Source organism: Paenibacillus sp. FSL K6-2859 (genome assembly GCF_038008265.1).
GTDB classification, from domain to species: domain Bacteria; phylum Bacillota; class Bacilli; order Paenibacillales; family Paenibacillaceae; genus Paenibacillus_AQ; species Paenibacillus_AQ nitricinens.
In genome coordinates, this window is the sequence record NZ_JBBOYU010000001.1 from 1,196,292 (window position 1) to 1,222,701 (window position 26,410).

Here is a 26,410-nt window from a genome sequence, read left to right on the forward strand (position 1 = left end):
AATGGATTAGACTTGTATAACTTGTTTGGGAATTGTTGAAACACTTTCCACGTTTGCTCCGTCTGTAAGATAAAGAAGGAGGTCATTAAGGTGCGAAAGGGTAATCTGCGAAATCCAGTGCTGATCATTCTAAGTATAACGTTAATATTTATGGCCTTGCTGACGGTGCGCCCCTCTGTTACTTATGCGTGTTCCTGTGTTGTACCTGCGGAACCACTTGAGGCGCTTGAATCAAGTTCAGCCGTCTTTACTGGGAAAGTAGTGGGCATAAAGGAGCCGAAGGGGACTATAATCTCATCTGCGGATCCAGTAAAAGTAACCTTTGAAGTCGATTCCAGCTGGAAAGGGGTCGAGGGGAATAAAGTAACATTGACCACTGCTTTATCGTCTGCCAGCTGTGGGTTTGAATTCGTGGAAGGGGAAAGTTATATCGTCTATGCGTATGCTAATGACGAAGATGACTCTGGTAAATTAGAGGCCAGTTTATGCAGTCGAACGAAGCTGCTTGCTTCGGCATCGGAGGACCTGAAGGTGCTTGGATCTAGTATATCGGCAGGAACACCTACAGCTTCTCCGAAGGCAACATCGAATCCTTCGCCGAAATCTGCAGATGGGAATAATGAGTCGACGGATGTGGCGGGGAAACCAACTGCGGAGAGCGATTCCGTTCCACTTGTTAATGTAGGAATCAGTGGAGTCATTATCGTTTTGATAGCGATAGCTGGCGCTGTGTTCTACCGTCGTAGAGATGGTGGATCGCGTAAGAGATAAAATGATGGTCTGATGAAGCGGTCGCCCGGGAAATATTCGGGCGGCCGCTTATTTATTTGAGCTGATCTTAATGAGATCAATAATTAGGGAATTCCTCCCTGTGATTTATCTTGTTTTAATCGATATCATCAATATTCAGGGAATTCCTCCCTGTTATTCAGCAGAAATTGCCCATTTGGCAATAATCCGCTCATTTATAGGGAGAATTTCCGCAAAAAGTTCAATTTTCACTTATAAAGTCCGAATTAGAGGGAGGATTTCCCTATAAATATTTCAAGGAGGCTAGAATCTGTGAAGCCAGCTGAAGTTAGGTAATGAAGGTGATGTAAGGTGCTGCAGGTAATCAAGGTGAAGAGGGGGAATTTCATACCGCAAGCTTACGTTACACCCACCCGAACAACCGAGCGAGTTGTGCGACTGCAAAGGTTACTCCTATGGCGATACCGAGCGGAATGACTGCTGAGAGAACAGCCCACTTCATGCTTTTCGTCTCCTTATAGATGTTCACGAGCGTAGTGCCGCAAGGATAGTGGAGCAGGGAGAACAGCATCATGTTAAGCGCAGTCAGCCAAGTCCAGCCATGTGATAAAAAGACATCTTTGATGCTGCCCAAGCTGTCGATATCGACCATAGCGCCTGAGGACATATAGCCCATAAGCAGAATAGGCAGTACGATTTCATTCGCGGGAAGTCCGAGAATAAAGGCCATAATGATAAAGCCATCCATGCCGAGCATGTGTGCAAAAGGATCAAAGAAGGCAGCCATATGATTCAGGACAGAATCTCCACCAATAAACAGGTTGCCAAGAATCCAAGTGATAATACCGGCAGGGGCAGCAACAACGATAGCCCGAGTAAGTACGTTAAGCGACTTATCTTTTGAAGAAATAAGTATGGTCTTCCAAATTTGCGGCCGGCGATAGGGCGGGAGCTCCAGTGTGTAGTGTGTTGGAACACCTCGTAGCGCAGTTTTCGACATGACCCAGGAAACCGTCAGGGTAACGATGATACCGATTAGCACCATCCCCATAAGTACGGAGGCGGTGGTGAGGGTACGGAGTGCGCCTGTCGTAGCCGCTCCTGCCATGAATAAGGAAGACAATAGAATCAATGTCGGCCAACGGCCGTTACATGGAACGAAATTGTTAGTTAAAATCGCGAGCATCCGTTCACGCGGCGATTCGATGATTCGTGTGGAGAGGATCGCGGCGGCATTACAGCCGAAACCCATAGACATGGTCAAAGCTTGCTTGCCGTGACCACCTGATTTTTTGAACAACCGGTCCATGTTAAAAGCAACCCTCGGCAGATACCCGAAATTCTCAAGCAGTGCAAACACTGGAAAAAATATCATCATTGGTGGCAGCATGACACTGATAACCCATGAGGTTCCTCGATATAATCCAAGCACAAGTACACCGTGTAGCCAAGCGGGGGCATGAATCGCCGCAAATCCGGCCGTCAGATAACCTTCAATGAAGCCGAAGAAAGAAGCAAGCCAGCTTGAAGGATAGTTGGCGCCGGCAATCGTAATCCAGAACACGATACCGAGGATGGCGAGCATAATGGGGAATCCCCATATTTTTGAAGTTACGATATTATCCAGCTTATAAGTGCTGTTCAGCTTCTTCTTATCCCTATAGGTGACTGCATCCCCGCAGATGCCTGCGGATACGCCATAGATACCACTGACAATCTCATCCCGTATCGCTCCGCCGTCAGCGAGCTTTTTTGCTGTGGACAGCAAGGAATCTAGAGGATCTAATCCCTTAGTGATAGGCCGTGACTCCATGACCGATGACCTCCTTTGCTTCAGGCAATTCTTTATTTTTCATATTCTCCTTAAGCGAAGTTAGCAAGCTGTCGTCACCATCCAATAAGCGCAGTGCAATCCAGCGTGCTGGATATTTGCTGCCAATGGTTTGCTCTACCAGAGGTGTAAGCTCTGCGATCCCTCGTTCAATCTCTTCGTTATAAGTAATACGCAGCGGCTGTGCGGTGAAAGTGCCGGTAGCCACTCGCTCCACCTGATCCAATAACGCTTCAATACCGATTTTATTGCGAGCCGATATCGCTACAACTGGCACGCCGAGACGTTTGGAAATACGTTTCAGATTAATGTCGATACCGAGTTTACGGGCTTCATCGATGAGGTTGATGCAGACTACAGCCCGCCCGGTAATCTCCAGCACTTGCAAGGCAAGGTTGAGATTTCGTTCTAGCGAGGTAGCGTCAAGCACGACTAGTGTCACATCTGGCTGTTCAAAAATAATATAATCTCTAGCCGCTTCTTCGTCAGCAGAATTCGAGTATAGGGAATAGGTACCAGGAAGATCTACTGCAAGATACGTATGGTCTTTATGCTTAAACTCGCCTTCAGCAGTAATGACGGTTTTACCTGCCCAGTTTCCTGTATGCTGGCGCATGCCGGTCAGCAGATTGAAAAGCGTGCTTTTTCCAGTGTTAGGATTGCCTGCAAAAGCGACAGTGAAATGACTCATGCTTCTACACCTCCGATGACTTCTCCAAATATTAAAGAGCTTTCTTCTCTACGTAATGCAATGGTCGTGTTGCTTACCCGAAAAGCTATAGGATCTCCTAAAGGACTACGGCGCAACACCTCAACGGCATTACCGACTACAAACCCGAGATCCAGTAATCTTCTTCTAAGCACACCCTGAACTTCAATGCCGCTGATGCGCAACATACTGCCTTTAGCCGCTTCTGATAATGGAATACTAGTTCCCGACATAAGAACCCCCTTCTTTCAGTTATTGTATATTTGTATTTTTATGGTTATTATTTTGTGCAATGGAATTTTTCTTGTGGACTGACACAATATTAGTATATGTGAACAACTTTGTCCCTGCAACAAGAATGTTTCCCTAAGGCAAAATTAATTTAGACGCAGAAAAGCCCCTAACGGAAAGAAGGCTTGCGCTCTCCAGCCGAGGGGCTAAGATTGAGTCTACTCATAGGCTTGTCTTTAATTGGAATAGTCTAATCCAAGGTTTTATTAGTCGTGAAGTTACGTCCAGCTGCCAAAATCAAGCGTGCGTCCGGTCTCCACCAAGGTTTTAATATTACTTAGAACCTGCCACCAAGCGCTGATGCTGCCAGCATACGAAGGATCATCAGGATGCCATTCATCGTGGATAAGCGTGAGCTTAGTAGTTCCACCCACCGGTTCAAGCAGCCAAGATATACGCGATTCATATCTTTCTAGTTCCTTATGATAGGAAGGGCCGACCTTATGCGTGAAACGCAGTGCTTTTTGCGGAGTAAACTCCAGCAGCGTTCCATACACATGTAATGTTTCATCTCCATCTAATCCAGGACCTACATATTCCAGTAATTCGCCTTCTTTAAAAGTTGAATGGATTACACTCCCGTAATAAATCTGTTTGGTACCTTCCGGAGAGATCAGAGTGTCCCATACCTGCTCAGGTGTGCCGCCAATATAAAATTCATAGTGAAGTTCCTTCATTCGTTATTCCTCCTTGGTTTGTAGCCTCATTTATTCCCATAGACTTATTTACACTATACAAAAGGATCACTGACAACTACGGTCAGTGATCCCAAGAAAATGATCTTAAACTTTATAATAAGCTGCTAGATCGGTAGCGATAGAGAAAAGTTTTTGTTTCAGAGCCAGAGGCTCTAGAATTCGTAGCGTTGTTCCATAAGGCAATAAGAAATATGGCATATAAGTCAGCAAAGAAGGTTCGTCCACTTGAAAGCGGGCTTGTCCTTCCATGCGCTGTACCATTGTATATCCGAACAACCAGTGGCTGCATAGATCGTTTAAGATTCCCTCGTCAGATGCGATGACTACTGTAACTAGTTTCTCTTCAGTATTACGTGTAGGCAGTAAGCTCTTTAACAAAAAATCACTTGCAGAGAAGTCAGCAGGACGAGAAAACACAGCTTCTGTACGGTGCAGTTCAATGATTCTATCGACTCGAAAGCTACGAATCTCTTGTCTCTGATGGCAGTAAGCAACGGTATACCATTGCCCCTTCCAGAGTACAAGTCCATAAGGATCAATGGCGCGGGAGGAGGTTGTCTCTCCATTTCCCTTGCGATATTCCATTTGGAGAGTATGTCCGTTCGCTGTCCCTAATTCTAGCTCTTGCAGTAGATGGGGAAGCGGAACGGCAGGGGAGTGGATAGTCTCAATCCCACTTTCATGGCGTTCCATTTGTGCCAATTGCTGTGCATTGCTGTACCGTTTCAGTTTGGAAACCGCTTGATTTAGCGCTTCTACATAAGGATATCCGGTTCCTCGGGCAAAGGAGGCCGCTTGCAGAAGGGAACGTTGTTCATCGGTGTCAAAGAATAACGGAGCCTCGAAAAAATGCTCCGGAAGGCTATACCCTCCACCAGGTCCGCTATCCGCGATAATTGGAACGCCACTGATACATAGTGCGTCAATGTACCGGTAAACGGAGCGGACACTGATCTCTAACGCTTCCGCCAGTTCCCCGGCCGTTCTTCCCCGCTGCTTGAGCATCCAGAGAATGGATAACATGTGATCAGCCTTAGACATGAATGCGGAACCTCCTTGCTAGGTTTATTGAATAATATAGCAAGTGTAACGTGTAAGCACGGTTCCGCCAACACAAAGAGAAGTATCTATACCATTATTTTTTTAAGACTATGAATGTACCGGGATCGTGCAATAAAGAAATAGAGAGTTTGCACAGCAAGGAATGTACCGGATGTCATTAGAACGGGAAGCGTGACATCGGTGATATTCATTTGCTTCAGGATGGGCCGAATCACGACAAGGGTCTGAATGGTGGCAATCACAATCGGAATATAAAAGAGCACAGAGATCTGTTTGGTAGCAGAAGCTGACATTTCTTTAGTGCTTAAACCGATTTTGGATAAAGCGGTGTACATTTGCTTATCAGTGTTTAGCTCGGTATGAAGCTTAAAAAAAAGAAAGCTGGCCGATGAGAGCGAGAAGATCAGTGCGATAAAGATGCCAATAAAACTAAATATGGCTGTTCCCTGTTTGGTTGATAAATAGCTGTCCGCTCGTGCTGTTAGTAAGCCGTTGTATTGATGATTATTAGCACTGTTGGATACGTTACTCCACTTGATAAGTTCTCTGGTGATCACAGCTTCAGAGGAGTTATCCTCAGGCGTAGGGCCATCCCATGCAGGGATTTTATATAGATATCGTACATAGAGCCTTGTGTATTCCGCTGCTGAAGAAAACTTATCATAAAAACCGTCATCTACGATTAAGAGTGAGCTTGCCATGGGGTCCATTGGATGTATCTTTGGCGTTCGAAATTCTTTTAGCAGCAGCTCTTCATCTTTCTGATTTTTCAAAAGAATCGTTCGATTCACAGCGTAATTCTGTGTCTCTATATGAGGGCTTAGCATTAATACAGCTTCTTTCTCAGATAGGGGTCCCACCTCGGGCACATTCATTTGCGGAGCCAATTGATTGAACTCTGATCGGGAGATGATATCAAGGTTAAGGAGGGTTTCTTTATCGATTCCTTGAATGGAAGCGGAGATTAGATCAACCTTATTCTCTGTATATTCGACTTTAGCATTCAGTAATTTATTGTGAATCGGTTCTAAGTCTGGCGCTTTTCCCTTCGGATTATAGCTCGAATAGTTTATAGCGAATGGTGTTTTTTTATAGTGCTCTGTATTCGCTTGATTAATGGACAAAAGAAATCCAGCAGCCATGCAAGCAATCGAAGTGACTACTGTAACAAGGAACAGCATTCTTGCATTGTCTTTGATCTTGTAGCTCATCTCAGAAATCCACAGCAGATTGGTCCCATGCCAAAGTCGTTTACGACGCAGCTTAAGTAGGCGTATCCCTAGTACGGATAACTGAGAGTAGAAAAAGTAGGTTCCGGCAATACCTGTGACAGCAGCAACCAATAGTGAGCTCGGAGATAATTGCTTACGAATCGCGAGAGCTCCAGCAGTCAACAGCAGAAATCCGAACAGCGAGAACAACCAGGAGACACGGGGTTCTTTTTTAGGTTTAACATTTCCCTTAAGTAATTCAAGGACTTGATGCTTGCGAATAAACAATAATGTGAAGATCGAAATGACCAGAAATAATGAAATGAATGAGATAGAGGTCATCACTAACGCTTTCATTGGCCAATAAAATGGTAGAGGGTCCATGCCCATAATGGTCGTACTCAGCAGCAAGAATAGCTTGGATAAAAGCATTCCGAAAGACATACCTGTGACGATAGAGAGCAGTCCGATGAGCATATTTTCGATAAGAATCAGTTTGTTGATCTGGCCTGGACGTGCACCTAAGATCATCAGTAGGCCGAACTCCAAATTACGCATTTTCAGGAAAGCACTAATCGAGTATAGGACAAAAAAGAAAGCAAAGATAAACACAATATAAGAAGCGATTTGCATGCCGGCGGCTGAATTCAGGCCTAGCTTGATGTTCGTAACCCCAGGATGGTAAATAAACACGGAATATGAAAAAAAGATCATGACCATAAAAGCACTGCTTAAGAAAAAAGCAAAATAAGCCCGCGAATTACGCCGCACATTGTTAAACGCGAATTGAGGAAAGTTCATGACTATTCCCTCCCCAAAATGAAAGTGTGTCGATGATTTTTTGGAAGAAGGTTTGACGGTTATCTCCACGATGAATTTCTGCCGCTAGTTTTCCGTCTTTTATAAAGACGATTCGGTTGCAGTAGCTCGCTGCCAGTGGATCATGCGTTACAAGCATTATCGTCGTGCCCTCTTTATGATTAATATTCTCCAGCGATTCCATCACCGTACGTGAAGAATTAGAGTCAAGCGCACCTGTAGGCTCATCTGCCAATATAATTGAAGGAGAGGTGATGATTGCCCGGGCAATTGCTGTCCGCTGACGTTGTCCACCCGAAATTTCATAGGTGCGTTTGCTCAGAATATCGGTAATGTTTAAGCGTTCTGCGACTCTTTGCAGCAAAATCTCCATCTGCGAGAGTTTACGATTGTCCAGCGTTAGGGGCAGTACAATATTCTCAGCAACGGTTAATGTCTCAAGCAGGTTAAAATCCTGAAACACAAAGCCTAGTTGTTTGCGGCGAAAGTGTGCGAGCTCTTTTTTATTCAAAAGATAAGGGTTGCTGCCATTGATATTCACCTCGCCAGAGGAGGGCTGGTCGATCGTGGAAACCATGTTAAGCAGTGTTGTTTTACCGCTACCGGAGGGGCCCATGATGCCTACAAATTCACCTTTTTCAATATTGAGATGGATATCGGTGAGAGCTTGGGTCGCTATTTTCCCGGGGTATACCTTATGAAGTCCTTTGACCTCTAAAACATTCATATCATCCATTCCTTCCGTTTCAAAAGTGAGTTTCTCATCCCTCACGAAGCGGGGACGGGTTATGTATATAATGTATAAAATTGAGCGATAAGCTGCTATGGATTTACCTTAACGTTATCTTACAACGTGCTTAAGGTTATGTTCGTACTGGACTGGGATGAACAGATATGCAAAGAAGAAGAACCTCAAAGCCATGATTGCTGACTACGAAGTCCTCTCGTTCTTATCTCTATAGATGATTGCTATTGCTGAATATGAGTCGCACACGGGTTCCTTCTCCGAGTTGAGATTGAATTTCCACCTTATGTTCAAGCCTGCTGCAAATCTCCCTTACGAGGTACAGACCCATACCTGTCGATTCATGATAATGGCGTCCACGATCCCCCGTAAAGTAGGGATTAAACACACGCTTTAGATCTTCAGGAGAAATGCCGATGCCTTGATCGGTAATATCCAGAACCGTGTCGGTGCCCACACGCTGGGCTGAGAGGGTAACAGTTTTAGCAGTATTGGAGGCGGGGGTATAATTCACGGCATTGGTTAAGATTTGGGTCAGCATAAACATCAACCATTTGGCATCGCTATATACTGCTAGATTGGCATCCACCTGTACATCTACTTGTATACCTCTGCGTATGAATAGTCTGCGATTCACGGCTACCGCCTCACTAACTATTTTGCGCAGAAGTAACGGTTCAACCTGAAAGTCATTTTCAAATCGGTCAAGCCTTGCCGTGTAAATAACCATCTCCAGCCCCCCGCGCAGACGTTCTAATTCCTCCTGAATACTTGCGGCGGTTTCCTCTTCAAGATCCTTTAGCGTGAGCTGAATGACAGAGAGTGGAGTCTTCATCTGATGAACCCAGCGATTCATGAATACGATATGCTGATTCATCTGGCGGATATGCCCATTTACCTGCTCCTGATACTGACGGTCAATAAGCTGCAATAGCTCATGAATTGCTTCTGGCAGAGGCGTATCGCCTAAGGATACGGGATGATTTTGGAGTGAGTCCATAGGATCGCTTAGTGCTGCATACAATTTCCGGTGCTGAACATATCGGTAGCCTAAAAATAGTAAAAGAACTACGGTGCTAAGAGCGATTCCATAGAGCATGATAGAGATCGGTCGGTTCTCACCAGACAGCCAATACAGCAAGGGAATAAGCAACATTTGAAGCAGATAGAACAGGATTAGCGGAATCTGGTCTTTCCAAAATAGCCTCATGGCATATCCTTAGTGACATTAAGCCGATACCCAGCGCCTCTTACAGTTTCCACAATATCGCCAAGACCAAGATCCTTGAGTTTTTTGCGGACACGGGTTATGTACACATTTAATGTATTATCATCTATAAAATGCTGATCCTTCCACATGAGATCAAGTAGACGCTCCCGGTTAACGACGCGTCCTTCTTTTAGCAATAAGGCCTCCAGCAGAACGGATTCTTTTTGAGTCAGCTCGCTAGTATGTCCGTCGTATTGGATGACATAACGTTCAGGATAGAGAATTAAGCCTCCAGACTGGAGCTTATGCTCTTCCTGGGTCTGTGAGTAAGATCCGTATACTCTGCGGATGTGGCTACGGATTTTGGCAAGCACAACCTCATAGTGGAAAGGTTTGGTGATATAATCATCCCCGCCATTCTCTAGCGCCATCACCTGATCCATTCCACTGTCCCGTGCAGAGATGAATAGAATAGGGCAGAGAGAGAGCGAACGAATCTGGCGGCACCAGTAAAATCCATCGTATTTTGGCAGATTGACGTCCAGCAGAACAACGTCCGGGTGAGTGTCATTAAAAATCTCCAGTACCCTGTTGAAATCCTCTATTATCACCGTACGAAATTCATATTTAGATAGATACGTGCTTAAAAGGCTCGCGAGTTTAGCATCGTCCTCTATGATTAGAATCGTTTCCATATATTCACTCCTTTGTTCAGTTATACAGTACCATGGACAAGGAAAAATATGCAAAAGTGAGTCAAGCCTAGCCTTCCGGCAGCCCCAGCCCCAGCCCCAACCCCAACCCCAACCCCAACCCCAACCCCAACCCCAACCCCAACCCCAACCCCAACCCCAACCCCAACCCCAACCCCAACCCCAACCCCAACCCCAACCCCAACCCCAACCCCAACCCCAACCCCAACCCCAACCCCAACCTAACCTCAGTAGCAGCACCAATCCCAGCACTACCCCAGCACCAGCTATTGCGTAACCAGACTTAACTGCACATTGTACAACTATGTGAGCTTATATGGCGACTTTAAGAGGTTTAGTTGCACTCTGTACAACTAAATTGAGCAAATACAGTGTGTCTAAAGGAAAAACAGTAATTTAGCTGCACGTAATACAACTAACTTATCTTTTGGAGTAGCAGTATGAGGAATAGTTGTACGAAATGCAATTAGCGGATGGGGATGGGGAAGTAATTTCGAAGGAGGATGTTAGTTTAAGAACATTCATTCATTGGGTCTATTTACCGTCTGCAGATGATCGCGCCCCCTTGAGTTTTGTCTCCGAACCCCAGCACCAGCTATTGCGTAACCAGACTTAACTGCACATTGTACAACTATGTGAGCAGACTTTAAGAGGTTTAGTTGCACTCTGTACAACTAAATTGAGCAAATACAGTGTGTCTAAAGGAAAAACAGTAATTTAGCTGCACGTAATACAACTAACTTATCTTTTGGAGTAGCAGTATGAGAAATAGTTGTACGAAATGCAATTAGCAACGAAGGAGGGTGTTAGTTTAAGTGAGCAGATTTTATGGCCAGCACCAGCTATTTAAGACTTAACTGCACTTTGTACAACTATGTGAGCTTTTATGGCGACTTTAAGAGGTTTAGTTGCACTCTGTACAACTAAATTGAGCAAATACAGTGTGTCTAAAGGAAAAACAGTAATTTAGCTGCACGTAATAACTAACTTATCTTTTGGAGTAGCAGTATGAGGAATAGTTGTACGAAATACAGTTAGCAGATGCGTGCAGGCAATTGATATCCTTCGAGTAACCATCGAGGATGGATGTTAGTCACGTCGTGCTTAAATGCGTGCTAGCAATGACACGAAAAAAGAATGCTTCTATTGCATGATCTGCAATAGAAGCATCTTCGAAGCCGAAGCCCAGCGTCTCACATTGACACTGGGCTGGCTAGATAAAGCTATTGATATTTAACTACAATCGCGTTGCTAATCTGACGCCCAGGGGTCGTGAGATATTTGCCATTGTAGTATAGTCCGCTGGATGCGCCGCCATCCAGATTCATGGCTTGATACGCACCAGCCTGCTTCATCATTTCTGCCAGCTGTGGGATAGTAGCTCCGCCAGTGGTCAGCAGAATCAGCTTGTGGTCGCGAGTGAGGCCAAGTGCGCTGCGGGCGCCACCGCCGGTTAAGATCTTGGCATCCTTGAAGCCTTCTGCCACGACATTAAGGGATACCTTGCCATTCACAAGCAGACGTGGCCCAGCTTGGAGTGCTCCTTCCATAGATCCGGAAGCGAAACGGTCTGTAAACTCTAGCCCGGGAATAAGCGAGGCTAGATGGTTGCTGTCATAGGTGAAAATTGTGCGGCGATCGCCGGAGCTATTTTTGAGCATTTTTCCACCACTGACCATATAACCGTAAGGCGCTTTGTATGCCCCTTTGGTGTAGGCATCAAAGAACGTACCGTTAATAGCTATTACGGCATTATTGCGTTTGGCTAGACTGCTTAGTTCCTCCACTTTTCCTACCGTATTTCCTGCTAGTACAACGTCGAGCTTCACTTTAGGATGCAGTAAGGAAACGGTAACCGTTTGGGCTTTGAAGGATTTGCTACCCACCTTGAAAGTTTTACTAGCACTGACAACAGGGGAGGAATCTGCTTTAAGAAGTGAGCCAGACTGTACAGGGACAGTCGATGAAACATCGTTATTCGTAAGGGTTACAGATGAGGCTTCCTGATTCCATTCCAATTGAATGCCCAGCGTTTTGCTGACCAGGGACAAAGGGATATATACCGTACCATTCTCACTAAAAGAGGAGTCGGTTAGTGTTACTGATTTGTCGTTGACGAGCGCAACCGCTTGTCCTACAGTGAGTATAATCTTAGTGTCTGCGTTCGTAATGGTTATACGTTTGTCACTAGTATTCATTTCAGCATGTACGCCGGTGAAATTATTTAAGAGACGCAGTGGGATGTACGAGTGGTTATTTTTGGTTACATACACGGTGTTTTTTGGAACCGCAGCAGCTCCAACAGTTGAGGAACTAAATGTGTAAACCGGAAATAAACATAGAAGGAATGCAAGAAAGAACGGAAACAATAACTTTTTCATATTAACCAAAATCTCCTTATCCTGTAGCTGATGTAAAAAGCGATAAAGGTTTATTATACCTCAAGTTCTAAAACATGGATAACCCTTATTTTTCAAATACTCAAGGGAAGATTCTGATAGAATGTAGATACGATTAAAGAATAGTACTAGAAATCAACAACTAAAGGGAGATCTTTATGACTACAGTAGGTTTAATTCGCCATGGAAGTACAGCGTGGAATAAGGAAGGTAGAGTACAAGGACATACAGATAACTCATTGGATGCAGAAGGCTTTCAGCAGGCAGCGCTTATTGCCGAACGACTTAGCGGTGAACAGTGGGACTACATATATTCAAGTGACTTGCTCAGAGCACAGCAAACGGCAGAGGTTATCGCAAAGCGACTAGGTATTGAGTTAGCAGGTATAGTACCGGGCATTCGAGAGATGTATGCAGGGCTAATTGAAGGTACTACGCAACAAGAGCGGATAGAACGATGGGGACCCGATTGGAAGACGTTAGAGTTGGGATTAGAAACTCCGGAGGCCAGCGAGATCAGAGGCAGCCAGGCCATCGAAGAGCTTGCGGAGAAACATCCGGGTTGTAATATCTTGATCGTTAGCCACGGAGTAATTTTGCGTAGCATTCTTAGAAGACTGATTCCAGAACTAGACGGTACAGTATTACTGAAAAATACGTCCATCACCCGGATCACCAAATCGGGTACTTCTTGGCATTGCGATCTGTACAATTGTGCAGAGCATTTAGAAATCTAACGAAGTGTTCAGATAATGTTCAGAGCATTTTAATATAGTGATTGTTCAGCAATCTAATCATTTTTGTAGTAAAAGGATGTGCGAATTTAAGGTGGCAGAGGTTCAGATTTACTTACAAACGTTATTATCCCTTCTCATCGCAGCCGCGGCCGGTTATTTAGTACTAAGGCTTTACCGGGATATTTCTTCTAAAACGCCTCAAAAAAGAGCGATTCATACCGGTCTTTTCGTTATAATAATCATCATTGGACTATGGAGCATGCATCAGTTAGGCGTAAAAACCTTATTGGGAAATGAAGTGGCCGATGATGGAATTATCATATCACTGGTGGTCTATAGTCTTACGATAGCCCTATTTATGTTTTTGATTACACGAATGAACCTAGTATGGGCTGAAAGAGAGCAATTGAAAGAACTGGCGTATAAGGATGCTTTAACAGGGTTATTAAATAAGAATGGAATGGATCATTTTTGGGATCGGTGCAAGGTAAATGAGCAGCTTGCCGTTTTGTTTCTGGATCTGAATCGCTTTAAATCGATCAATGATAGCTTGGGGCATCATGTGGGGGATTTACTGCTGGAAGAAGTGGGTAAAAATTTAATTCAATTCTCCAGCAAAAGAAAACGTCATATCTTCCGCGTGGGCGGTGATGAATTTGTGATTGTCGCTAAAGGCAGCAACCAGAAGGAAGCAGAGCAGCTTGCTGTGCGAATTCTGGAGAAGACGACTAAGAGTTACCAGCTAGGTGAGCATAACCTGTTCGTATCTATGAGTATAGGGATCAGCATAAGTCATGGTAAGGTGGATCATTTCAGGCTGCTTAATGAAGCAGACACAGCGATGTACGCCGCCAAACAGCTCGGTACAGGGCGTTACTCCGTCTATAAGAATTAGAAGAAGTGGATGTAAAATAAAAGCGGCAGCCATAGACCTTGTACATCGTCCATGGCTGCCGCTATTGTTATTGGAAAGGCGAATGAATGCTATTCGTCACATCCTTACGGCCTTTCATGAGGAACAAGCAGACAAGAGCAACGGCCATACTAATCGCCGCTACGTAAAACAGGATAGAGTAATCAAAAATATCAATCATGAGCCCCAGTAGTGGAGGCGAACTGATGGCGGCAAGGGAAGAGACCAGATAATACATCCCTGTTCGTGTGCCGATACTCTCTTCGGTTCCTGTTGCCACAACATAAGGATAGGAATTGATATTAATACAAGCCCAGAAGACTCCACCTAGCAACAGTAACCCTCGAAGGAGCATCAAGTCCTTTGCAAAACCGACGAGAGCAAAAATGGTCATTAATCCGCATACGCCGATGATGATCATTTTTTTCTTCCCGAATCTTCCGCCCAGCCAACCGCTCGGAATGGCGAACAGCACAAAAGCCAAAGAGAAGAAAGTGAGCGAGAAAGAGGCCGCCTGTTCGCTTAGGCCGAGATGATGTTTGCCATATAAGGTAAACAGCGTCTCAACGCCTTGATACGCTACGAACCAGAAGAAAATCGCCGCTAGCAAAAATACTGTGGTACGGTCAAGCTGACTTCGAAAGGAAATACGAGAGGGCTTGGTGGCAGCATTGTCTTCTGAAAGAAGCTTCATTTGCACGTTTACGCCGTCCCGATTTTCTTTAATGAAGCGTGATACGATAAACATACATAATAAGGTAATCAGTCCAGCGACGATAAACGGAAGTGCTGGATTGGATTTATACAGGATCGAACCTACGCCGAAAGCGAGAATAGAACCGAACCCACCCATGAAATTAATCAGCCCGTTGGCCTTTGTGCGCTGCTCTTCTGGCGTAATGTCCGGCATGAGGGCGACGGTTGGTGAGCGGTATAAGCTCATGGCCAGATTCATTAGCATCATAAACAACAGAAGTGTAAAAAGTCCGGTATGAAACGGAATCAGCATGGTTAGCACGGCAGCGAAAGGCATACCGATCATAAGATAAGGCATTCTGCGTCCAAAACGCGAGGTCGTGCGGTCACTACGGTTGCCAATCCAAGGCTGCAGGAATAAGGCAAAGTAATTATCAATCGTCATCAAGAAGCTGATAAGCGCCACACTATGTACGTATTTTTCTAGAAAAAAGGGTACAAATGCGTTATACAGACTCCACGTAATGCTGATGCTGAAAAAGCCGAATCCGAGCAACCAGACTTTTTTCACACGTTCACACTCCCTTATTATTTAGCTAGAAGCCCAGCCAGCACATCTGGATGATCTGTAATAATACCTGACACGCCAGCTTCGATTAAAGCCTTCATCCGTTCTGGATCATTAACGGTCCAAGGGTGGTAGGCAATGCCATGTTTAGCCGCCTCTTCAACGAATTCAGGCAGTACCGCTTGATGATAAGCATGCAGCGCGTTCGCGCCAAGCGTAGCTGCATAATCCCAAGGACGATACAAACCCTCTCCGTATAGAATTCCTGTCTTGATCTCTGGAGCGATCGATTTACTGTAAGCTAGGGAATAATGGTTGAAGCTCGAGAAAATCACACGATCGCTCATCTTGAAATCCCGTACAGCGGCGATAACCTTTTCCTCCATACCTGGGTAGAAAAAAGTACCATTCTTAAACTCGATATTCAGTACTGTATCTCGTCCTTGCAGCAGATCTAATAAATCTTCTAGCAAGGGGAGCTTCTCGCCTTTGAACTCGGGACTGAACCAAGAGCCTGCGTCCGCTTCCAAAATTTCTGCAAGGGTCTTATCTTTTACATAGCCTGTTCCGTTTGTCGTACGGTTCAGGGTTTCATCATGAATAAGAACGAGCCCGCCATCCTTGGTCATTTGTACATCGGTTTCAATTCCGGTTGCACCTAACTCAAGACCTTTGCGGAACGCTGCCATAGTATTTTCCGGACACACTGCCGATGCGCCGCGATGCGCAAAATTAATAATGTTCTTCATCAGCTATTCATCCCTCCAACATAGTGTTTGCTGTCGCCCTGTAGACGAGGGCTACTTTTCATATTCCACATAGAGTAAAGAAACCCTGTTTAGAAATGCTGGCAGGGCTCTATTTCTTGAAATTTAACATGCAGTTTACCTTACAGCAATTCTCGCTTCAATGATTCATAGCCCATAAGGAATTCGTTCCAGCAGACCTGATCCATAGATGTCTTGCAGCTTCAGCTCTGGCATATGGATATAACCGATATAACAGTCGCACACCTTCATTCGGCAGCTTCTTATAGCGGACAGACCTTCCAAGCCATCGCGATAGAGGTTGCCAATGACACCTCTGTCCTTATAACAGCGTTTCACCAGTCCAGCACCTTGTACATAAAAGACTTCTTTTCCTGCATTGCAGGTCTGCCCCAGACTTTCGTAATCCATAGCATTCACAGCAAAATGTGGATCAATCTGGCTCAGAATAGAAAGATCCTCGGCTGTATAGTAATCCGGTTTATCTTTATATGCATTGACCCAGAGATATACACTCTCCGGTAATGCTGCGCGAAGCGAGGTTATAGCTGGAAAGGCACTGCGTATTCCAACGCTTCCGACACTGAAAGATACATTATTCTCATACAAGGTCATGCATTGCGTTAGAAACTTATCCTCACTCACCTGTCCGGGGTGGTAAGTCGCCCAAAAGGCAGCCTTGTTTCGATTTAGCTGATGAACGAAATCAAGATTTGCTGACAGGTTCGTCTGAATGGCTACCTTCTCCACATGTTCCATATTGGAGAGCGAGATCATTGCTTCTTTGTACCAGCGATGAATCAGCCCTTCGCCATAAGGATTGAAAAAGATAGACAGCCGGTGACCCGCTGCACCCTGCAGAGAGGCCCACTCGACAAAGGTCTCCAATCCTTGCCGATCCTTGGCGAGAGTGGCTGCATTGTCCTTATTTTTGCCGAAAGGACAGTAGGGGCAGTCATAATTGCAAGAGGTGAGAGATCCGCGGTAATAGAGAACGGAATTCATGGTAATACGAACCTTTCCATTTGCTCCCGAATCTCTCCTGAAATAAACCAATCCCCAATCGAATCAGAGTAGCCCATGCCTTCGGTAGTGAGGCGCAGTACGCCATCTATTTCCATTCCCAAGCCAGTTTGAAGCAGGTTCGACAGCTCAGGATAATCATCCCAGAGCGAATTTTTGAAGCGCAGGCTGTAGTCTTTTATCCTCAGACCTTCACTATGTAAAATTGCCTTCAGAATAAAGCGGCGCTTCTGTTCCTCTAGACTTAGCACAATGCCGTAATCAGCCGTATCGTAACGATCCGCTGCGACGTAATCAGCAATAATGCTTTCGGTTGCTTTACGGCTCACCCCGTAACGAGAAGCGTAATGCACATGGCGCGTGTAGGATCTAGCACCGCAGCCCAATCCAACCATCCCTTCTTCTTGGCAACTATAATCGATAATAGGTTTGTCTGTTCCCGCGCTTTCTTTGGCGAATCGACGCATGGAATATTGGCGATAACCTCTAGCTTTAAGCAACTGTCCAGCAGCTTTGTAGCAATCTAGGCGAATATCCTCCTGACGCTGGATATCGTCAGGCTTCACAATCGTATGCTCACGGGTGTAGAGCGGATAAATAAAGATTTCCTCTGGCTCATAGCTAAGGGCCTGATTTAGTGAATACAGCCAAGAGTCGACGGTCTGCCCCGGAAGACCATAGATCAGATCCAAATTTAGAATAGGAAAATCATATTTCCCCAGCAGCTCCAGTGCCCGGTACACCACATCCGGGTTTTGGGGGCGATAGATGGCTGCTGATTCAGCAGCGACGAAGCTCTGGATGCCCATACTAACCCGATCTACTGTATATTCTTTCAGAATATTTAGCTTTTCTTCGCTAAGAGTCTCGGGGGAAGTTTCCACCGAGATGGAGGCTGTACGCGTATCCAGTCCCATCGTATCAACGGCAATGTGGAACAAACGGCGAAGCTGATCTGCCGCCAGCAATGTAGGCGTTCCACCACCAATCGCGAAGCGGGCATACGGCTTATGATCGGTAAATGCTGCCCACTGCTTGGCTTGACGTTCTAGCGCGTCCACGTAAGTAGCGTGAACATTCGCGCGTTTATCAGGCAGGGTGAATAGGTTGCAGAATCCACAGCGAGCGCCGCAAAAAGGAATATGCATATATAAAAAAAAGGATTCTGCAGGCTCATCTCGCCATAAGGCTTCTAGTGGAAGCGGAGGCTGTAGATCACTGTAAGCTGTTTTGTGTGGATAGGAATACAGATAAGATCGGTAAGGGTAAGCCGTAATTTGGTCTTTCCATTTGTGAAGTTCTTCTAAAGAGAAGGACGATAACGTCATACAGTGCTCCATCCTTTCCTTTTCCTTGTTATAGAATAAATTCGCGGTAGGGGATATTCCATACGGTTTCGTGAGCTAGGCGATGCCCCTGATAGCCATCCTCGCCAAAGGCGGTCCCATGATCGGAAAACGCCAAACAGAAGGTAGGATTACCGCGTTCCCGGAAAGCGTCGAATAATCGGCCCAGTTCACCATCCACATATCGTAGTGCGGCGCGCTGGCTGTCTACGGAGTCTTTTTTAGCACCAGGTATAAAATAGTGGTTTGGCCCGTGGATGGCAGAGACATTAAGGAACATGAACAATCTTTGTTGGCCCGGAGTATCCTTCAACAGCTTCAAGGCATGATTCACCTGATGCTCTGTGGAACGCGGATTGGTGACCCCGAACGTCATCCGCCAGTAGCTTTGCTGGAAATAACTTGGTAACACACGAGCGAGTGGATTTTTTTTGGTGAAAAAAATAACGCCCCCTATACATACTGTGCGATAGCCCTCAGCAGCAAGCCCAGACACAATATCCGGTGTATCGAATAGCCAGGTATGGGGATGTGTCTTCATCCCGGTATTTCTGGAATGGAACATGCGGATATGCTCGCTCTTATCCGTTGTGGCCGGCGTAGGCAAGAAGCCGCCGAAGAAGGCGTGATGAGCCGCATAAGTAAAGCTGCCTGGGGTATGTCTTCTCTCCCATGATCCGGTCCCGCACAAGTTGGGACAGTTCGCTTCTTCCATTACAGCAGCATCATAACGAAGCGTATCGAGTGTGATCATAAGAATATCATGCGTGCCGACGATGGTGTTCATATCCATTAAGATAAACCTTCCTTTATAAGCGGTGTGGAGGGAGGCGTGATATAGTCTCTAGCCGACAATACCTTCATTTCCCATTCGTAGGTGCTGCATCCGCGGTATTTCACATCGTAGAGCAAATCGCCAAATGGATTGACATCAGCGACAAAACACTGCTGAGAACCCCCGGATACCAGTACATCTATTCCGGCTACCCCGGAACGGGGAAAAGCAGCCAGTGCTTGCAGGGCGGTATTCCGCACCTGCTCCTGTACGGATTCAGACAGACCAGCTTCCGAAAGAGACATCCGCTGGTTGCGTAAATGCAGATTCGTAATCGGAGTAGGACTGACCCGAGCAACCGCGTGGCAGGCCTCGCGGAGAACGACTAGCTGGCGAATATCAAATGCTTTTCCCTTAAGCCCCGCTTTAGGGATCCATTGCTCAGCATAACCACCGTGCTGGTAGATCCAGTTCATAATTCCCGAGATCGTGACAGTATCTGTGTACCGTCGCAGTTTACCGGAATTATAGTAAATGGGTGGTCGAGTGATGTAATTCTCGACCCCCACAGTTGTTAAGGCGATTTCGGCACCGGTCACGGGATGGATTTGATAGGCGACCACCCCAGAAGCCGCAGAGCCGAAGGCCAGCTTAATGAATACCCGGTGCATTCGCCGGGATAACATCATCTCCCGGAGAGAGGTATAATCCGTAGGCTGTTGATCCTCGCCTACTGGGCGAGGGACTGGAATTCCTGCCTCACTTAGAATCTGTTGTGTCTGGCGTTTATCGGTCATGGCGGCAATGTCAGCAGGATCATTTAACCATAGCGAACCTGGATATGCGATTGTCGCCTCACGTTGTAGTCTAGCCAGCATTCGGCAGTAGCCGCGGAACCATTGGGATGGATGATGCAGAACCCCCTGCCTTTCCTTCAATTGACGAGCCACCTTCACACGGAGTGGTCGCGGGTCAGGTCTATCGGCGTAGGGATGAAGCGAATCGTCCATATCATCCGAATCTGGTGCACCTAGAGCGATTAAGGCTCGTTCTACCTCAAAGCTGCTTCCAGGTGATTCCAGTCTCAGCAGCGGGGGAGCTGTACTAAGATCTATTCCGTTATAAATGGAGGGCTGACTGGATATCTGCTTCTTCTGCTCTTCCATAAGATCACCTAATGATCTACCTTGCAGAAACTCAGTGTACGATAAAATAAGGGCAGGGGGCATTCCGAGATCGGAACGCGCTTGCTGGATGCCGCTAGTCCGTTTATCACCGGGAATACCGATAATGATCATCGGCCTCATGAGAGGCTCACTCTGTGATGGAAGGATAACGCCAGTCTTCCTCATCGTCGCTTTCCTGCTTGTCGCTGACATCAACAGGCAATCCACTCTGTTTCCAGCGGTTAATCATCTCGTCAGACATATAATGATGGCTTAGGTTTAATGCTTTTAATTTTTTGATTCTGTCGCTGGCTAGAAGCAATTCAGCCCCTTCGTCGCTTAGGGTACCGAGCGAAAGATCGAGCGTATCCAGTTGATCCAGAATAGGAGCATTTGCTAATGCACCTGCGATCTCATCTTGGATTTGGCTATTTTTTAATCCTAGATAAGTAAGCTTAGGGAACTTCCCTACTTCTATAAGAGGGAGAAGATCTGCGAGGTTGCCGTCAAATCCGTAATTGTCTACACCCAGATATAGCTCCAGCTTGCGTAAATTCGGTAATTGGCTAGTTGCAATATGTTCAAGAACGGCTTTACTTAAGCCCCCACTGATAATAATCAGTTCTTCTAGCTTGTCGTGTTTGAGTTCTGCCAGGCTCAGCTCGTTCCCACCTTGAATCGTGAGTGATTGTAGCTCTGGAAAAGCGGGTAACAGTGGCGAAAGATCGCTTTGGGTAATCCAAGAAATCTCACATTCTTCATACCCCATCTCGCCTATGAAAAGCTTACGCAAAGCAGGGAAACTAGCACTATGCGTAACGAGTGCCTCTACAACCTCTTCTGAACTATTCTCGTAGGCTTGCCCCCAATCACCGATGATTAGACTTGTCAACGAAGAACTTTCAGGGCTGCTGCTAAGCTTCTCAATTTCTGTGCCAATTCTTTGGCCTTCTTCGAATTCGTCGTATCCGATACTGAGCTTTACTTCCGTCATGGGCATTCCCTCCCGGAAAAATTTAACTTCGAAAATACCCTATCATCTGTAGCCAAGGGAGTCAAATAACAGGTTTAAATAATTATAGTCAAATTGGTCATGTCATTGACCTAAGAATGTATGGTAGGTTTATGCTAGGGAGAGTTACATTATTTTGAAATATAAGGACGCCGAAGGCGATTATACTTGAAGGAGCTGCTCTAATGAAGATCAAACTTCAGGAATGGATAATAGAAGCGGATATTGAAAAGCTGCAAGCGGCTATGGAAGAAGGAGTAGTCAGCTCAGAGGATTTGGTAGCAGTATATTTGGAACGGATTCATAAGTACGATATAGACATAAACGCAATCTTAGAAATCAATCCTGAGGCTATAGAGATTGCCAGAGCACTGGATGTTGAACGTAAGGAACAAGGAAGCCGGGGAAGTCTACACGGTATTCCTATATTGTTGAAGGATAATATAGATACAGCGGATAAGATGCATACGAGTGCTGGCTCCGTAGCTTTAGCAGGATCATTTGCGGCACAAGATTCCTTCGTAGCTGCGAAGCTTCGGTCGGCAGGGGCTGTTTTACTTGGAAAGGCGAATATGTCGGAGTGGTCTAATTTTATGTCCAGTTCAATGCCAGCTGGATATAGCTCACGTGGAGGGCTTGTGCTGAATCCATATGGACCTGGGAACGTATTTGTCAGCGGATCTAGTTCTGGACCTGCGGCAGCGATTGCGGCGAATTTGGCAGCAGCATCGATCGGAACAGAAACCGCGGGATCGATTGTTGGGCCAGCCAGCCAACATGCGCTCGTCGGGATCAAACCAACGGCCGGATTAGTCAGTCGTGCTGGAGTGATTCCGATTTCGATTAGCCAAGACACCCCTGGGCCTATAACAAGAACGGTGACGGATGCAGCGATTATTTTGGGGGCATTAACGGGCGTAGATGACAAGGATGAAGCAACATTTTTAAGTGAGAAGCATGCTTTTACGGACTATACTCCATATTTAGATAAAAGCTTTATACGGAAAGCAAGAATAGGCATCCCACGGCATTATTACAAGCATTTAGATGCAGAGCGACTTTCGTTGATGGAAGCAGCGATCCAGACTTTGAAGAACGAAGGCGCTACAATTATAGATCCAGTTACGCTTTACGTTGAACAACAAAACTGGAATAATGATGTGATCTGTTATGAATTTAAAAAGGGGCTTAATGCCTACTTATCCCAAGTAGATGATTCTGTTCCGATTCACTCTTTGCAAGAATTGATAGCATACAATGAAAGCCATGCTGAAATCGCATTACAATATGGGCAAGACACATTAACTAGGTCAGAAGAAATAACATTGACTGAAGAGGAATACCAGCAAAAGAAACAAGAATACAGGAAATTAGCGCTTGAGCAAGGAATAGACTACGTGTTGGAACAATATAGTTTGGATGCGTTATTGCTGCCTGGTGATGTAGATGGGATGTATATTGCCGCACGTTTGGGCTATCCGTTAGTTGCCGTTCCAGCTGGATTTGTTGCTCATGGCATTATTGATGCCGACGGTGATCCTACTAGAGGCCCTTTTGGTGTAGTTTTTTCTGGAAAAGCCTATAGTGAGCCTACGCTCCTATCCATAGCCTACGGATTTGAACAAGCTACACAGCATCGTATTCCACCTCAACTGGAATAGGTATTGACTACTTTATTATAGAAGGAAGAGATCAGCTTGAAATATTGCCTAGAGTGCGGAACTGCGTTAGTAATGAAAGAAAACGATGGGGAAGGGCAGGTACCTTATTGTAAAACATGCGAAATGTTCCGATTCCCTATTTTTAGCACAGCGATCAGTACAGCAGTATTAAACCGAGAGATGAATAAGATTCTATTAATCCAGCAGTATAACCGACCAGATTATATATTGCTTGCAGGATACGTGAATAAAGGTGAAGATGCAGAGACGACACTTATTCGTGAGGTAAAAGAAGAGGTAGGTCTTGATATTATAGCCTATGAATATATGCGCAGTTTGTATTTCGCGCCTTCTAATACGCTGATGCTGAATTTTATAGGTGTTGCAGATTCGGAGGATTTAAGTCAGATGAGTGCTGAGGTGGATCATGCAGAGTGGTTTGCTTTGGAAGAGGCCGCGGAAGCCATTAAAAAAAGCAGTCTAGCTGAAACCTTCCTATTGGCGATTATTGAGAAATTGAATGCAGGGCAGGTACAGGTGAATCCAGTAGCGGTAGGAGGATCCGTCTAAAATGCGAGTATTTAGTTTTTCAGAAGAAGTCGGTAAGTCTATTGATGCATTCGGCAGCCAGCAGCTATATATGTCGAGAATACTAACAGAGGCGGTTTCTCCACATGTTGGTTGTATGCACTTGGGCGTGAATGGACTTATTGGCTGGCATCAGGCTCCGATTCCACAGCTGTTTCTGGTCGTTAGCGGAGAAGGCTGGGTCAGAGCTGGGGAAGAAGCAGAAATTCCAGTTAGTGCGGGCTCTGCCGTGTATTGGGACAAGGGCGAGTGGCATGAGACACGCACGGAGACAGGACTAACAGCGATAGTGATAGAAGCTGAGAAGATAAGTTTGGCGATGCCGTTGGTGTGAGAGATACTAGAGCGGAGGGAAAACAATGTTCAATCAAGAGAAAAGAACAATGACGACCGAAAGATTGATTTTGAGACCTTTTGAATTATCTGATGCAAAACGTGTCTCTGACCTCTGCAATAATTATAATATCTACAAAAGCACGTTGACTCTTCCTTATCCATATCCTATTGATTGTGCAGTATCCTGGATTGAAACGCATGAAGATCATTTTAACGATAATAAATCCTATGAGTTTGCCATTACGGATAAAAATACACACGAGCTTTATGGAGCTATAGGACTGACAAATAAGCAAGCACACAGAAATGGTGAAGTTGGATATTGGATCGGTGAGGAATATTGGGGGAAAGGGTACGCGACTGAAGCAACAAAAGCGGTCATTGCGTTTGCTTTTTCAGAAAAGCATTATCATAAAGTCTTTGCAATACACTTTGCTTCAAATCCCGCCTCTGGGCGAGTGATGCAGAAATGTGGAATGGTGAAGGAAGGCATACTCATGCAGCATATCTATAAAGAAAATAAATATGATGACCTTATTCATTATGGAATTATTAACACAGAAGGCTAATCTACATAAGGTGGAAAGTTTTACAAGCGAATAGATAAGAAAAAGGGAGCCGAGAGGCTCCTTTTTGTAGTTTTACCATTGATCTTTGCTGACAGATCGGATGGATTTTATTATTTAAGCTTATATACACGAGCTTCATAAGGACGAAGCTGAATCGTGTTTATTTCTTCTTCTGCATTTACTTCGTAGTTGGCAATGAGCAATTCCTTCGCTTGGAATTTCACAGTAGAAGGAAGCTCGAATACTGTAGAATCTCCAAAGAAATTCAGTACAACCAGCAACTGCTCTTCTCCAAGAGTACGCAGATAAGCATAGACCTGCTCATTCTCTTCAGCCAAGATGGTATAACTTCCGTATACGATAATCTCATGCTGCTTACGCAGCTCAATTAGCTTCTTATAGTAGTAAAAAATAGAATCAGGATCAGCCAGCGCATTCTCCACATTAATGTCCTTGTAGTTAGGGTTCACAGTCAGCCACGGAGTGCCGGTGGTGAATCCTGCTTGTGGCTCGGAGTTCCATTGCATCGGTGTACGGCCATTGTCCCGGCCTTTGATGTAAATCGAATTCATGATTTTTTCTTCCGAGTGTCCAGCAGCTAAGTATTCCTTATACATATTTAGAATTTCAATATCTTTGTAGTCGTCGATGGAAGCGAACTGTACATTCGTCATCCCGATTTCTTCACCTTGATAGATATAAGGTGTACCTTGGAGCGTGTGAAGCAGAGTTGCTAACATTTTGCCAGACTCTTTCGGGAACAGCTTATCGTCCCCAAAGCGGGATAACATACGCGGCTGATCGTGGTTGTTCATATACAAGCTGTTCCAACCCTTACCATCCAGTGCGACTTGCCACTTGGAAATAATGGACTTGATGTCCGCCAGCTTCCAAGGCTGTACATTCCATTTGCCTCCAGGCCCGGAATCGACGTCCATAAGCTCAAAATGGAATACCATGTTCAGCTCGTTACGATCCTCGGAAACATACAGTGAAGCTTCTTCTGGAGTGACATTAACAGCTTCGCCTACGGTCATGATATCGTACTTGGATAGCACCTCACGATTCATTTCCTGCATATATTCATGTACGCGTGGACCGTTAACGAAATAGTCTCCTCCGAAATGGTACGTAGGCTGGTCCGCGTTATTTTCCCCAGCAACGCTAGGCAATTCCGGTACTTTGGAAATCAGGTTGATCACGTCCATGCGGAATCCGTCAATTCCTTTATCCAGCCACCAGGTCATCATATCGTAGATTTCCTGGCGGAGTTTTGGGTTCTCCCAATTAAGGTCCGGTTGTTTTCTAGAGAAGAGATGGAGATAATATTCTTCCGACTTCTCATCGTATTCCCAAGCCGACCCACTGAAGAAGGAGCCCCAGTCGTTCGGCGGCTGTCCATCTTTACCAGGACGCCAGATATAATAATCACGATAAGGATTATCCTGTGATTTACGGGATTCCACGAACCAGGCATGTTCATCTGAGGAATGGTTAACCACGAGATCCATAATCAGCTTCATGCCACGGCTGTGAAGTCCAGCTAGCAGTTCTTCCCAATCGGAGAGTGTTCCGAAGTCATCCATAATACTTTGATAATTACTGATATCATAACCGTTATCGTCATTAGGCGACTGGTATACTGGGCACAGCCATACCACGTCAACACCAAGATGATTTAAATAATCGAGTTTCGAAATAATTCCTTGCAGATCACCAATGCCATCCCCGTTGCTGTCTTTAAAGCTGCGGGGGTAGATTTGATACACTACGCTTTCTTTCCACCATTTCTTTTCCAAGGTTATAATCTCCTAT

The 26,410-nt window shown here is 45.4% G+C and carries 26 protein-coding genes; 8 read left to right on the forward strand and 18 right to left on the reverse strand.

The features are described 5' to 3' along the window. Positions 1-90: 90 nt before the first annotated feature. Positions 91-771, forward strand: a complete 681-nt coding sequence (locus MHB64_RS05215; RefSeq protein WP_341133868.1) for a hypothetical protein — start codon at positions 91-93, stop codon at positions 769-771. 382 nt (positions 772-1,153) lie between these two features. Here MHB64_RS05215 and MHB64_RS05220 read toward each other — a convergent pair whose 3' ends face one another. The 9 genes from MHB64_RS05220 to MHB64_RS05260 all read right to left on the reverse strand — a co-directional run bounded on the left by MHB64_RS05220 (position 1,154) and on the right by MHB64_RS05260 (position 10,021). Next, positions 1,154-2,563 (reverse strand): nucleoside recognition domain-containing protein, encoded by a 1,410-nt coding sequence (locus MHB64_RS05220; protein WP_341133869.1) that lies wholly within the window; start codon positions 2,561-2,563, stop codon positions 1,154-1,156. After that, on the reverse strand, positions 2,541-3,272 hold the full coding sequence (locus tag MHB64_RS05225) for a FeoB small GTPase domain-containing protein (protein WP_341133870.1): 732 nt from the start codon (positions 3,270-3,272) through the stop codon (positions 2,541-2,543). The genes MHB64_RS05220 and MHB64_RS05225 overlap by 23 nt, the downstream gene beginning before the upstream one ends. Then, positions 3,269-3,523 (reverse strand): FeoA family protein, encoded by a 255-nt coding sequence (locus tag MHB64_RS05230; RefSeq protein WP_060621666.1) that lies wholly within the window; start codon positions 3,521-3,523, stop codon positions 3,269-3,271. The genes MHB64_RS05225 and MHB64_RS05230 overlap by 4 nt, the downstream gene beginning before the upstream one ends. Positions 3,524-3,799: 276 nt before the next feature. Next, positions 3,800-4,258: an SRPBCC domain-containing protein gene (locus MHB64_RS05235; RefSeq protein ID WP_341133871.1), complete on the reverse strand. Its 459-nt coding sequence runs from the start codon at positions 4,256-4,258 to the stop codon at positions 3,800-3,802. A 105-nt stretch (positions 4,259-4,363) separates the two neighbouring features. Beyond that, a complete protein-coding gene (locus MHB64_RS05240; protein WP_341133872.1) occupies positions 4,364-5,320 on the reverse strand; it encodes a helix-turn-helix transcriptional regulator in 957 nt (318 codons plus the stop codon). A gap of 86 nt (positions 5,321-5,406) precedes the next feature. After that, entirely contained in the window at positions 5,407-7,353 is a 1,947-nt protein-coding gene (locus tag MHB64_RS05245; RefSeq protein WP_341133873.1) for an ABC transporter permease, read from the reverse strand. Continuing rightward, the gene (locus MHB64_RS05250) at positions 7,328-8,098 is read right to left on the reverse strand and encodes an ABC transporter ATP-binding protein (protein WP_094872330.1); all 771 of its coding nucleotides are present in this window, start codon (positions 8,096-8,098) and stop codon (positions 7,328-7,330) included. Before MHB64_RS05250 ends, MHB64_RS05245 begins: the two co-directional genes overlap by 26 nt. A gap of 229 nt (positions 8,099-8,327) precedes the next feature. Further along, complete coding sequence (locus tag MHB64_RS05255; RefSeq protein ID WP_341133874.1) at positions 8,328-9,326, reverse strand: sensor histidine kinase; 999 nt, start codon at positions 9,324-9,326, stop codon at positions 8,328-8,330. Further along, positions 9,323-10,021 (reverse strand): response regulator transcription factor, encoded by a 699-nt coding sequence (locus tag MHB64_RS05260; RefSeq protein WP_094872327.1) that lies wholly within the window; start codon positions 10,019-10,021, stop codon positions 9,323-9,325. Before MHB64_RS05260 ends, MHB64_RS05255 begins: the two co-directional genes overlap by 4 nt. Before the next feature lie 1,126 nt (positions 10,022-11,147). Here MHB64_RS05260 and MHB64_RS05265 point away from each other — a divergent pair. Further along, positions 11,148-11,276, forward strand: coding sequence for a hypothetical protein (locus MHB64_RS05265; RefSeq protein ID WP_341133875.1), 129 nt, complete (start codon positions 11,148-11,150; stop codon positions 11,274-11,276). On the opposite strand, the gene MHB64_RS05270 is transcribed toward MHB64_RS05265, so the two are convergent. After that, a complete protein-coding gene (locus MHB64_RS05270; RefSeq protein WP_341133876.1) occupies positions 11,263-12,420 on the reverse strand; it encodes a phosphodiester glycosidase family protein in 1,158 nt (385 codons plus the stop codon). The two genes, MHB64_RS05265 and MHB64_RS05270, sit on opposite strands and share 14 nt — an antisense overlap. A 176-nt stretch (positions 12,421-12,596) precedes the next feature. On the opposite strand from MHB64_RS05270, the gene MHB64_RS05275 reads away from it, so the two are divergent. Both MHB64_RS05275 and MHB64_RS05280 read left to right on the forward strand, forming a co-directional pair. Further along, positions 12,597-13,175, forward strand: a complete 579-nt coding sequence (locus tag MHB64_RS05275) for a histidine phosphatase family protein (RefSeq protein ID WP_094876354.1) — start codon at positions 12,597-12,599, stop codon at positions 13,173-13,175. A 91-nt stretch (positions 13,176-13,266) separates the two neighbouring features. Beyond that, positions 13,267-14,070 carry a GGDEF domain-containing protein gene (locus MHB64_RS05280; protein WP_179281683.1) on the forward strand — a complete coding sequence of 268 codons (804 nt, stop codon included), beginning with the start codon at positions 13,267-13,269 and terminating at the stop codon, positions 14,068-14,070. Positions 14,071-14,137: 67 nt separating this feature from the next. Here the strand turns inward: MHB64_RS05280 and MHB64_RS05285 are convergent, their stop codons facing one another. From MHB64_RS05285 to MHB64_RS05315, 7 genes are all read right to left on the reverse strand, one after another. Then, positions 14,138-15,355: an SLC45 family MFS transporter gene (locus MHB64_RS05285; RefSeq protein WP_341133877.1), complete on the reverse strand. Its 1,218-nt coding sequence runs from the start codon at positions 15,353-15,355 to the stop codon at positions 14,138-14,140. A 17-nt stretch (positions 15,356-15,372) separates the two neighbouring features. After that, positions 15,373-16,101, reverse strand: a complete 729-nt coding sequence (locus MHB64_RS05290; protein ID WP_341133878.1) for a glycerophosphodiester phosphodiesterase — start codon at positions 16,099-16,101, stop codon at positions 15,373-15,375. 165 nt (positions 16,102-16,266) lie between these two features. Further along, complete coding sequence (locus MHB64_RS05295; RefSeq protein WP_341133879.1) at positions 16,267-17,124, reverse strand: STM4011 family radical SAM protein; 858 nt, start codon at positions 17,122-17,124, stop codon at positions 16,267-16,269. Then, a complete protein-coding gene (locus MHB64_RS05300) occupies positions 17,121-18,470 on the reverse strand; it encodes an STM4012 family radical SAM protein (protein WP_256989941.1) in 1,350 nt (449 codons plus the stop codon). Before MHB64_RS05300 ends, MHB64_RS05295 begins: the two co-directional genes overlap by 4 nt. A gap of 28 nt (positions 18,471-18,498) precedes the next feature. Next, positions 18,499-19,281, reverse strand: a complete 783-nt coding sequence (locus MHB64_RS05305; protein WP_280788909.1) for an STM4013/SEN3800 family hydrolase — start codon at positions 19,279-19,281, stop codon at positions 18,499-18,501. Next, entirely contained in the window at positions 19,281-20,642 is a 1,362-nt protein-coding gene (locus MHB64_RS05310; protein ID WP_341133880.1) for an STM4014 family protein, read from the reverse strand. The genes MHB64_RS05305 and MHB64_RS05310 overlap by 1 nt, the downstream gene beginning before the upstream one ends. After that, a complete protein-coding gene (locus tag MHB64_RS05315) occupies positions 20,578-21,423 on the reverse strand; it encodes an STM4015 family protein (RefSeq protein WP_280788911.1) in 846 nt (281 codons plus the stop codon). Before MHB64_RS05315 ends, MHB64_RS05310 begins: the two co-directional genes overlap by 65 nt. Before the next feature lie 203 nt (positions 21,424-21,626). On the opposite strand from MHB64_RS05315, the gene MHB64_RS05320 reads away from it, so the two are divergent. The 4 genes from MHB64_RS05320 (at position 21,627) to MHB64_RS05335 (ending at position 24,595) form a co-directional block, all read left to right on the forward strand. Next, the gene (locus MHB64_RS05320; protein WP_341133881.1) at positions 21,627-23,102 is read left to right on the forward strand and encodes an amidase family protein; all 1,476 of its coding nucleotides are present in this window, start codon (positions 21,627-21,629) and stop codon (positions 23,100-23,102) included. Positions 23,103-23,174: 72 nt separating this feature from the next. Continuing rightward, complete coding sequence (locus tag MHB64_RS05325) at positions 23,175-23,672, forward strand: NAD(+) diphosphatase (protein ID WP_341133882.1); 498 nt, start codon at positions 23,175-23,177, stop codon at positions 23,670-23,672. Between the two features lies 1 nt (position 23,673). Further along, a complete protein-coding gene (locus MHB64_RS05330) occupies positions 23,674-24,024 on the forward strand; it encodes a cupin domain-containing protein (protein ID WP_280788914.1) in 351 nt (116 codons plus the stop codon). Positions 24,025-24,049: 25 nt separating this feature from the next. After that, complete coding sequence (locus MHB64_RS05335; protein ID WP_094872494.1) at positions 24,050-24,595, forward strand: GNAT family N-acetyltransferase; 546 nt, start codon at positions 24,050-24,052, stop codon at positions 24,593-24,595. 110 nt (positions 24,596-24,705) lie between these two features. On the opposite strand, the gene MHB64_RS05340 is transcribed toward MHB64_RS05335, so the two are convergent. Further along, entirely contained in the window at positions 24,706-26,394 is a 1,689-nt protein-coding gene (locus MHB64_RS05340) for a glycoside hydrolase family 13 protein (RefSeq protein WP_341133883.1), read from the reverse strand. Positions 26,395-26,410: the final 16 nt, after the last annotated feature.